Origin of the sequence: Haloactinopolyspora sp., assembly GCF_027324685.1 — a bacterium.
Lineage (GTDB): Bacteria > Actinomycetota > Actinomycetes > Jiangellales > Jiangellaceae > Haloactinopolyspora.
On sequence record NZ_DAHVSH010000202.1, the window covers coordinates 1 to 9,521 of the forward strand.

The window sequence follows — 9,521 nt, forward strand, 5'->3', positions numbered from 1 at the left end:
CGGGGTACAGCACCTGGCTCACCCGCGGGTGCTCTCGGAGCAGCGCCACGACCCGTTCGGCGTTGTCGCAATGCCGGTCCATACGCACGCCGAGCGTCTTGAGCCCACGTAGCACCAGCCACGCGTCGAACGGTCCGGCGATGGCGCCGAGGGTGTTCTGGTGATAGGCCAGCTCGTCACCCAACGCCGTATCGGCAACCACGAGCGCTCCGCCGACGACGTCGGAGTGACCTCCCGCGTACTTCGTCGTCGAATGCACGACGACATCGGCCCCCAGGGCCAGGGGCTGCTGCAGGTACGGCGTGGCGAAGGTGTTGTCGACGACGAGCAGGGCGCCTGCGTCACGGGCCACAGCCGCCAGCGCAGTGATGTCGGCGATGCCGAGCAGCGGGTTGGTCGGCGTCTCGACCCAGATGATCTTCGTCGACGGCGTGACCACGGCTCGCACGGCTTCGGCATCGCTGACCGGCGCGGCTGTCCACGACACTCCCCAGCGCTCCACGACCTTGCTGACCAGCCGGTACGTCCCGCCGTACGCGTCGTCCGGGATGACCATGTGGTCGCCGGGTTTCAGCACTGCGCGGAGCAGAGTGTCCTCAGCCGCCATGCCCGAGGCGAAGGCGAGCCCACGGGTGCCACCCTCGAGTGCGGCGATGCACTCTTCGAGGGCTGCTCTGGTCGGGTTGCCGGTGCGGCTGTATTCGAAGCCCTCGCGCAGCCCGCCGACGCCGTCCTGGGCGTAGGTACTGGTGGCGTAGATCGGCGGGATGACCGCCCCTGTCCGCGGGTCGGGCTTCTGGCCCGCGTGGATCGCTCGCGTCTCGAATCCGTGCACGACACCGACCTTACGCGTCGTGCCGCGACGCCGTGCGGCGAGTCGTGTGGTCGGTTGGGCCTCGTGGTCCTCGGCGTCGCCGTTTGCGCTCCAACCGGGGCGACGTGCCGCGGGTCGTGAAGATCGTCGTGGTAGCAACCGCCGCTGCGGGCGCGAAAACCACGGTCGTGAAGATCGTCGTGGCAGAACCAGCCGCTGCGGGCCGGGAAGATCACGGTCGTGAAGATCATCGTGGCAGAACCAGCCGCTATATCGCGCACTTTCTTGCACGACGATCATCACGACCGGCGAAATCGGCGCCACGCCACACGACGATCATCACGACCGCCGCACGCGACCCGCCCGCAACCGACCGCACGGCTGCGACGCGCCACCGCCGGTCCTCGCTGCCGCTCAGCGCTATCGACGCGGATCAGTTACCGCGGTCGAACGCCCGCCGGGCGCCCGTCGCCGTGCCCGCCCTCCTGAACGTCCGCGGGACCCGTCGTGCTCGCCGGCACGGTCAGCCGGGGCAACAGGAGGTGCACCAGCGGGCCGATCGCAACGGCGTACAGCACCGTGCCGATACCTACCGTGCCGCCCAGCAGCCATCCCGTTCCGAGCACGCTCAGCTCGATGGTCGTGCGCACCAGACGTACAGACTGGCCGGTCGTTCGCACCAAGCCGGTCATCAGCCCATCCCGGGGACCCGGCCCGAACCTGGCGCCGATGTAGGCCGCGGTCGCGACGCCGTTGAGGACGACACCGGCCACGAGGAAAAGCGCGCGAACCGCGACGGCGTCTGGTTCCGGGAGGACGTACGCCGACGCGTCGACAGCCAGGCCGATGACGACGACGTTGCTCACGGTCCCGAGGCCCGGACGTTGGCGCAGCGGGATCCAGGCGAGCAGGACGAGCGCGCCGACCGCGATGACCACGACACCGAACGACACCGGCAGGCGCTTGGCCAGACCTTCGTGCAGCACGTCCCAGGGGTCGAGGCCCAGGCTCGATTCGATCATCAGGGCCATGCTGAAGCCATAGAGAACGAGGCCGCCGTAGAGCTGAACCAGTCGTCGTGTCATCACAAGCGACGATTCTGGCCTATGTTGGCCTGCTATTCGAGAGCCACTTGTGAGAAAGTGGCACAGTGCGCTCCATCAACGGGCAGCAGTTGGCCCGCAACCTCGGTGACTGGCAGGTCTCTGGCGGCACCGGACCGGCGTACTCTCGGCTGGCCGGCGCCATCCGGTTGCTCGTGCTCGACGGCCGGCTGCCGCTCGAGACTCGATTGCCGTCCGAGCGGGAACTGTCCGCTGCGCTCCAGGTCAGCCGGACGACGGTGACGACGGCCTACGACGCACTACGTCGCGCGGGATACGCCGCGAGCAGGCAGGGGTCCGGCACCTGGACCACGGTCCCGGCCGGAGGGACGAACACGCCGTGGGCGCCGTTCGGTCCGGACCACACCGAAGGCACCGGACGCCTCGACCTCGCGCACGCCGCACCGGAGGCACCCGCCGGCATCCTGCACGAGGCGTTCACCGAAGCACTCGAGCAGCTGCCGCGTCATCTGCCCACGTCCGGCTACGACCTGTTCGGCCTCCCCGTGTTGCGCTCGGCCGTCGCGACCCGGTTCCAGTCGCGCGGATTGCCGACCACACCGGATCAGATCCTGGTGACGGCCGGGACGCAGCACGCATTCTCGCTGGTGTTGTCGGTGCTGACCGATCCCGGCGACCGGGTGCTCTTCGAGCATCCCACGTACCCGAACGCGCTCGACGCCATCCGTCGCGCTGCGACGCGGCCGGTTCCGGTGCCGCTGCGCGCCGACGGCTGGGACGTCGACGCCCTGGCCGCTGCGGTGCGCCAATCCGCTCCGCGGCTGGCCTATCTGATCCCCGATTTTCAGAACCCGACCGGGTTACTGGCCAGTTCAGCAGAACGCGCGGCGATGGCGGCCGAACTCACCCGGTCGCGCACCGTCACCGTCATCGACGAGACGCACGTGGATCTCGCCCTCGACGCCTCCGCGCCAGCACCATTCGCTCAACACCTTCCACCCGAGGCCGCGGTGACGATCGGCGGAGTGAGCAAATCGGTCTGGGGCGGCATGCGCATCGGCTGGGTGCGTGGGGACGAGGCGATCATCCGCAGGCTGGCCGCGGCTCGCGCATCGTTCGACATCTCCTCGCCCGTGGTCGAACAGCTCGCCTGCACCGAGGTGCTGCGCCGCTATGACGAGTTCGTGACGCACACCCGCGACGAGCTGCGCCGGCGGCGGGACGCACTCGCTGCCGCCCTGGCCGAACACCTGCCGCAGTGGACGTTTCGCCTGCCGAGCGGGGGTCTGGTCCTGTGGTGCGACATCGGGGCTCCGGCGTCGAGCCGGCTGGTCTCCACCGCTGAGCAGTACGGCATCCGTCTGGCCGCGGGTCCCCGGTTCGGCATCGACGGCGCCTTCGAGACCCGGCTGCGGGTGCCGTACGTGCATCCGCCGGACGTGCTCCGGCAGGCGGTGCCGACCATCGCGGCGGCATTCCGCGCCGCGACAGCCACAGCTGTGCAGGAAGTGGACGTCGTGGCCTGACCGCGCGCCAACCGATGATCATGCAGGTGCCCGAATGATCAGATTCCCGTAGGATGCCGTCCATGCAGTCGCTGTGGGATTGGCTCGGCGACCACGCATGGGTGGTTGCCTGGCTCGGTACCGCCCTCGTGCTCGGCATGGTCGAGCTGACCACGCTCGATTTCATCTTCCTCATGCTCGCCGTGGGCGCTGGCAGCGGTGCGCTCACCGCGGCGCTCGGTGGCGGCTTCCTCGTCCAGCTCACCGTGGCCTCGTTGGTCAGTGCCGCCTTGTTGATCGTGGTACGCCCGATCGCCAAACGCCGCCTGCTGTCGGCGCCTGAACTGGCCGTCGGCGGCGCGGCGCTGATCGGGAGCCAAGGGCTCGTGATCGAGCAGGTCGCGGCCGGTTCTGGTTTGGTGAAGCTCGGCGGCGAGGTGTGGACGGCGCGCCCGTACGACGGCCACTCGGTGTTCGAGCCCGGTGCCCGTGTCGGCGTGGCCGAGATCGACGGGGCGACCGCGCTGGTCCACGCCTACGAATGACGGCTCGCCCGGCCAATTCGTCACCAGGGACGCGGACGGCGACAGCCGGAACGCACGAATTTGCGGCAGGTCGCGGCATTCATCCGCTTCATTAGAATGCGTCCATGTCGTCATTGGGGGAATGGTTCAGCGACAACGCCTGGGTCTTGGGCTGGGCCGCGGCGGCCTTGGTGCTGGGCACCATCGAGCTCACGACGCTCGACTTTTTCTTTCTGATGTTGGCCCTCGGCGCCGCCAGCGGCAGCGTCGCCGCAGGGCTCGGGGCGGAATTCGTCGTCCAACTGCTGGTGGCCGTCGGCGTCAGCGTGGCGTTGCTGGGTGTGGTCCGCCCGATGGCCAAACGACGCTTCCTCACCCCCACCGGCGCGACTTTCGGGGTCGCAGCCCTGGTGGGGCAGCGCTGCGCCGTCGTCGAGCGCGTCGGACCGGATTCCGGCTTTGTCAGGTTGGCCGGTGAGGTATGGACGGCGCGCCCGTACGACGGCTACTCGGTCTATCCGGCCGGATCACACGTCGACGTCGTCGAGATCCGCGGCGCCACGGCCCTGGTACTGAACGGCGATTAGCCGCGCTCAGGCCGACCCGGTTCAGCCCGCCAGGTGGCCCAGCAGGTCGGTCCGGGTCACCACACCGACCGGCTTGCCGTCGTCGACGACGAGCAGGGCATCGCTGGAACGCAGCTTCTCCACCGCAGCCGATACGGCTTCGCCCGCGCCGAGCATCGGCAACGAGGCCGACATGTGTTCTTCGACGCTGTCGGTGAGCGAGGCAACACCGGTGAACAGCGCCTGCAGCAGATCGCGCTCGACGACGGCACCAGCGACCTCGGCGGCCATGACCGGCGGCTCCGCACGCACGACCGGCATCTGCGAGACGCCGTACTCCCGCAGAATGGCGATGGCGTCGGCCACCGTCTCGTTCGGATGGGTGTGCACCAGCGCCGGAATCGTCCCCGCCTTGCGGTGCAACACGTCACCCACGGTGACGCCGGAGACCGGAGGCAGGAATCCGTAGGCCGTCATCCACTCGTCGTTGAAGATCTTCCCGAGATAGCCGCGCCCACCGTCGGGCAACAACACGACGACCACGTCGCCCGGCGAGGCACGCTCGGCCACGCGTAGCGCCGCGACCACCGCCATCCCGCACGAGCCACCCACCAGCAGGCCCTCTTCGCGGGCGAGCCGGCGCGTCATGTCGAACGAGTCCTTGTCGGTGACCGAGACGATCTCGTCACAGATCTGCTGGTCGTACGTCGTCGGCCAGAAGTCCTCGCCCACGCCTTCCACGAGGTAGGGACGCCCGCTCCCGCCGGAGTACACCGAACCCTCGGGGTCGGCGCCGACCACGTGCACCTGCCCGTTCGACGCCTCCTTGAGGTATCGCCCGGTGCCGCTGACGGTGCCGCCGGTGCCGATGCCCGCGACGAAGTGCGTGATGGAGCCGTCGGTCTGTTTCCACAGCTCGGGCCCGGTCGACTCGTAATGCGACTGCGGGTTGGCCGGGTTGGCGTACTGGTCGGGCTTCCATGCACCCTCGATCTCGGTGACCAGGCGGTCGGAGACGGAGTAGTACGAGTCAGGGTGTTCCGGCGGCACCGCCGTCGGGCAGACCACCACTTCAGCGCCGTAGGCCTTGAGGACGTTGCGCTTGTCCTCACTGACCTTGTCCGGACACACGAAAACGCAGCGGTACCCCTTGCGCTGGGCGACCAATGCCAGCCCGACGCCGGTGTTGCCGCTGGTGGGTTCCACGATCGTTCCGCCCGGACCGATGAGCCCGCTGCGTTCGGCCTCTTCGACCATCCGTACCGCGATACGGTCTTTGACCGAGCCGCCGGGATTGACGTATTCGACCTTCGCCAGGACCGTCGCCGGCAGACCGGCTCCGACGGTACCCAGCCGCACCAGCGGCGTGTTGCCGATCAGATCGACGACGTTCTCGTAGTACTCCACGCAGCAGACACTAGCCGCTGGAGAGGCACCGCGTGTACTGGCCTGGCCACGGGACTGCCAGCGGATAAAGTCGGGGTGTGGTCAGCCTGCTCAACGCTCGTTCAGCTCGCCGTATCGCTACGGCGGCCGCCTATGGCGGCGGTGGTCTCAGCCTGCTCGGCGCCAGCTTCTACGCCTTGCTCCGCGCCCAGGCCCGATTCGCCCGCCGCACCATCAACGGCGTTCCGCTCAGCGATCCACCGGACGCGGACGGCTTGTACGGTCCCGAGCAGGGCACGCCGATCTCGTTCGTCGTCATCGGCGACTCGGCCGCGGCCGGGTACGGCGTCAGCTCCCCCGAGGAGACCCCCGCTGCGCTGCTGGCCACCGGGTTGGCCGAGATCGCGCACCGGCCGGTCCGGCTGACCACCGTCGCCGAGGTCGGGGCCGCGAGCTCCGATCTCGCCGGACAGGTCGACAAGGCTCTGGACGCCGATCCCGACGTGGCGCTGGTGATCATCGGCGGTAACGACATCACCCACCAGCAACCGCTCGTGGAAGCCGTGCGGTTGCTCGCCGAGGCCGTGGAGCGATTGCGCGCAGCCGGTTGCCACGTCGTCGTCGGCACCTGCCCCGACCTCGGCACCATCCGTCCGATCCGTCCGCCGTTGCGCTGGCTGGCACGCCGGGCCAGTCGGCAGTTGGCCGCGGCCCAGACCGTCGCCGCAGTGGAGGCCGGGGCCCGCACCGTCTCGCTGGGCTCGATTCTCGGCCCCGAGTTCTACGCCGCGCCCGGTGAGCTGTTCAGCGAAGACCGGTTTCATCCGTCGTCAGCGGGCTACGCGCACGCCGCTGCTGCCGTCCTGCCGTCGCTGGCTGGTGCGCTGGGTCTGTGGTCCGCCGAAGACGACGTGCCCGAGGCACTGCGCGGCGACAGCATCCTGCCGGTGTCGATCGCCGCTGTCGCCGCCGCCGACCATGCTGGTACCGAGGTCGCAGCCACCGAAGTCGGCGGTCGCAGCGGCGGGCCACGGGGCCGGTGGGCGATGCTGCGCAACCGGCGGCGCCGGCCGCTGCCCGACGCTGAGGCCGCCCGCACGACCTGACGCGTCCAGGGGCGCTACGGTGGGGGTTACCAGCCAGTAGCCAAGGCCCTCGCGGGACCATGGAGCGTCTCGCCGCTGAAGGAGTCGTCATGCCCGAAGCCGTCATCGTCGCCGCAGCCAGATCACCCATCGGCCGCGCCTACAAGGGATCGCTGATCGACGTCCGGCCGGACGATCTGGCCACGACGACCATCCGTGCGGCGCTCAACTCCGTGCCGGCGCTGGATCCACGCGACATCGACGACATCTACGTCGGCTGTGCCGAGCCTCGGGACGAGCAGGGCGGCAACGTAGCCCGCCGGATCGCCGTCCAACTCGGGCTGGACGACGTGCCGGCGGCGACCGTGAACCGGTTCTGTGCGTCGTCGGTGCAGACCGCGCGGATGGCCTTCCACGCGATCAAGGCCGGCGAGGGCGACGTCTTCGTCTCTGCCGGCGTGGAGTCGGTGTCGCGGTACATGAACTTCGGCGGCGCCGGGCTCGATCCGGAGGAGACGCAGAATCCGCTGTTCGCCGCGGCGAAGGAACGTACGGCGCACTACGCTGCGACGAACGAGACGTGGCGCGACCCGCGTGCGGACGGGCTCCTTCCCGACATCTACATCCAGATGGGTCAGACGGCTGAGAACGTGGCCACCTCGGTCGGGGTGAGCCGGGCCGATCAGGACGAGTTCGCGGTGCTGTCGCAGAACCGGGCCGAGCGTGCGATCGCCGACGGCTTCTTCGCCCGCGAGATCATCCCGGTCACCACCCCGGACGGCCGGGTGGTCGACGCCGACGACAGCCCCCGACCCGGCACCACGCTGGAGAAGCTCGCCGCGCTCGAGCCGGTGTTCCGCCCCACCGGAACGGTGACGGCGGGCAACTGCACGCCGCTCAACGACGGCGCGGCTGCCGTGATCATCATGTCCGACACCCGCGCACGCGAACTCGGCTTGACCCCCCTGGCCCGTATCGTCGCGACCGCTGCGTCCGCGCTGTCGCCGGAGATCATGGGCCTCGGCCCGGTCGAGTCGACGCGCCGGGTCCTCGACCGCGCCGGCATGACCATCGACGACGTCGACCTGGTCGAGATCAACGAGGCCTTCGCCGCTCAGGTGGTGCCGAGCGCTCGAGCCCTGGGCATCGACTACGACAAACTGAACGTCCACGGAGGCGCGATCGCGTTGGGCCACCCGTTCGGGTCGACCGGCGCGCGCATCATGACCACCCTGCTCAACGGATTGCGCGCGCGCGATGCCACCGTGGGGCTCGAGACGATGTGCGTTGGCGGCGGTCAGGGCATGGCGATCATCGTGGAACGCCTCTGAGCATCAATCCGCGCACGTCGTCCACCGACCGTCGCACCGCGTCGATGTCGACCGCACCGGTGTCTCGCACGGCTTCGCTGAGCTCGCGGGCGACCACCTGGAGCTGATCGGCCAAGGCATGATCGGCGAGTCGGGGCACGGGACGGCGTGGCTCGCCGCGTGCGTCCGCCGCCGCATCGGCCAGCCGTTGCGCCAACTGGTGTACCGCGTCGGCCACGACCGGCGGATGCCGATCGGGCTGCTGCACCACACCGCCGCCGCGCCGCAAGTCGCCGACCACTCGGTCGAGCTCGCGAAACAGTGACCGCGCGTCGAGCGGCTTCGCGTCGGAGCCGCTCGCAGCGGACCGGTTCGGCACCTGGGCGTCCTCGGTCGGTACGTTCACTGAGCCTCTTTCGCATCGGGCCGGTGGTTGGGTCCGGTCGTCGCCGCGGCCGATCGCTGGATCGACCCCGCGCGAGGCCCGTCGACGTGGGCGCGGCGGGGTCGGCTCGTCGTCGTGCGGGACAGTCGTGAAGATCGTCGTGCGGGACAGTCGTGAAGATCGTCGTGCGGGACAGTCGTGAAGATCGTCGTGCGGGAAATCGGGGTCTATAGCGGCTCATCCAACCACGACGATCTTCACGACAGCGAAAATCCGCCTCCAGGCACACGACGATCTTCACGACAGGGTGCGTCCTCGCACGCCCGATCACACAACGATCTTCACCCCTGGTATCGGCCTATTTCGCCAGCCCAACTGTCACACAGCCGCCAAATGAACAAGAGATGGTCTTGGCTCACGGGGTTGCCTCGTGCCGAACGGTGCGGCACAGTCGAGTAACGGAGACCTCTCGAGCCTACGGAGGCAGCCATGAGCCTGAATCACTCCGACGAAACCCATCGCAATCTTCTCGCTCGAGTGCCAGGTGTCACCGGGCGAGATCTTCCGGAGTGGTTCGCGGCTTTGGAGGCCGGACCAGCATTCTCGAGATTCGATGATCGTGTGCGCTGGATGCGCGACGAGCACGGCCTGGCACACGGGCACGCCACGGCGATCGTGCACGAGCACGACCTGCGCCGCGCGGCGCGGTCGTTTCGCTGACTCCACGCGGTCAGAGAGTCGCTGAGCGAACGCTGTACGTCGCTGAGCGAACCCTGGTGAAGCCGTTCCTCGACGGCTGGCCTGCCTCACCCCGCAACAGCCGGTCAACATGTGGCGCCACGCGCGCTGAGCACTCGGCGACTTGGCGCGCGGCGACTCATC

Annotated in this window: 10 protein-coding genes; 6 read left to right on the top strand and 4 right to left on the bottom strand. The window is 69.1% G+C overall.

Annotated elements, in window-relative coordinates:
• The coding region (locus tag M6444_RS21540; protein ID WP_298332214.1) for an aminotransferase class I/II-fold pyridoxal phosphate-dependent enzyme at positions 1 to 835 on the bottom strand (835 nt) is incomplete at its 3' end.
• 416 nt (positions 836 to 1,251) lie between these two features.
• Positions 1,252 to 1,899, bottom strand: a complete 648-nt coding sequence (locus M6444_RS21545) for a hypothetical protein (RefSeq protein WP_298332217.1) — start codon at positions 1,897 to 1,899, stop codon at positions 1,252 to 1,254.
• 65 nt (positions 1,900 to 1,964) lie between these two features.
• On the opposite strand from M6444_RS21545, the gene M6444_RS21550 reads away from it, so the two are divergent.
• From M6444_RS21550 to M6444_RS21560, 3 genes are all read left to right on the top strand, one after another.
• Complete coding sequence (locus M6444_RS21550) at positions 1,965 to 3,404, top strand: PLP-dependent aminotransferase family protein (RefSeq protein WP_298332220.1); 1,440 nt, start codon at positions 1,965 to 1,967, stop codon at positions 3,402 to 3,404.
• A 62-nt stretch (positions 3,405 to 3,466) separates the two neighbouring features.
• Entirely contained in the window at positions 3,467 to 3,928 is a 462-nt protein-coding gene (locus M6444_RS21555; protein WP_298332222.1) for an NfeD family protein, read from the top strand.
• Positions 3,929 to 4,032: 104 nt separating this feature from the next.
• Positions 4,033 to 4,494, top strand: a complete 462-nt coding sequence (locus tag M6444_RS21560; RefSeq protein WP_298332226.1) for an NfeD family protein — start codon at positions 4,033 to 4,035, stop codon at positions 4,492 to 4,494.
• A 21-nt stretch (positions 4,495 to 4,515) separates the two neighbouring features.
• Here the strand turns inward: M6444_RS21560 and M6444_RS21565 are convergent, their stop codons facing one another.
• Positions 4,516 to 5,880 carry a cystathionine beta-synthase gene (locus M6444_RS21565; RefSeq protein WP_298332229.1) on the bottom strand — a complete coding sequence of 455 codons (1,365 nt, stop codon included), beginning with the start codon at positions 5,878 to 5,880 and terminating at the stop codon, positions 4,516 to 4,518.
• 77 nt (positions 5,881 to 5,957) lie between these two features.
• Between M6444_RS21565 and M6444_RS21570 the strand changes: the two genes are divergently transcribed.
• Both M6444_RS21570 and M6444_RS21575 read left to right on the top strand, forming a co-directional pair.
• Positions 5,958 to 6,965 (top strand): SGNH/GDSL hydrolase family protein, encoded by a 1,008-nt coding sequence (locus M6444_RS21570; protein ID WP_298332231.1) that lies wholly within the window; start codon positions 5,958 to 5,960, stop codon positions 6,963 to 6,965.
• 89 nt (positions 6,966 to 7,054) lie between these two features.
• The gene (locus tag M6444_RS21575; protein ID WP_298332234.1) at positions 7,055 to 8,275 is read left to right on the top strand and encodes an acetyl-CoA C-acetyltransferase; all 1,221 of its coding nucleotides are present in this window, start codon (positions 7,055 to 7,057) and stop codon (positions 8,273 to 8,275) included.
• On the opposite strand, the gene M6444_RS21580 is transcribed toward M6444_RS21575, so the two are convergent.
• Positions 8,256 to 8,543 carry a hypothetical protein gene (locus M6444_RS21580; RefSeq protein ID WP_363326460.1) on the bottom strand — a complete coding sequence of 96 codons (288 nt, stop codon included), beginning with the start codon at positions 8,541 to 8,543 and terminating at the stop codon, positions 8,256 to 8,258. The two genes, M6444_RS21575 and M6444_RS21580, sit on opposite strands and share 20 nt — an antisense overlap.
• A 585-nt stretch (positions 8,544 to 9,128) precedes the next feature.
• On the opposite strand from M6444_RS21580, the gene M6444_RS21585 reads away from it, so the two are divergent.
• Positions 9,129 to 9,359, top strand: coding sequence for a DUF4287 domain-containing protein (locus M6444_RS21585; protein WP_298332240.1), 231 nt, complete (start codon positions 9,129 to 9,131; stop codon positions 9,357 to 9,359).
• Positions 9,360 to 9,521 lie beyond the last annotated feature (162 nt).

Excerpts from the sequence above, each read along its gene's own strand:
- M6444_RS21545 (WP_298332217.1), bottom strand. The coding sequence starts at position 1,899 with ATGACACGACGACTGGTTCAGCTCTACGGCGGCCTCGTTCTCTATGGC.
- M6444_RS21555 (WP_298332222.1), top strand. The coding sequence starts at position 3,467 with ATGCAGTCGCTGTGGGATTGGCTCGGCGACCACGCATGGGTGGTTGCC.
- M6444_RS21560 (WP_298332226.1), top strand. The coding sequence starts at position 4,033 with ATGTCGTCATTGGGGGAATGGTTCAGCGACAACGCCTGGGTCTTGGGC.
- M6444_RS21575 (WP_298332234.1), top strand. The coding sequence starts at position 7,055 with ATGCCCGAAGCCGTCATCGTCGCCGCAGCCAGATCACCCATCGGCCGC.
- M6444_RS21585 (WP_298332240.1), top strand. The coding sequence starts at position 9,129 with ATGAGCCTGAATCACTCCGACGAAACCCATCGCAATCTTCTCGCTCGA.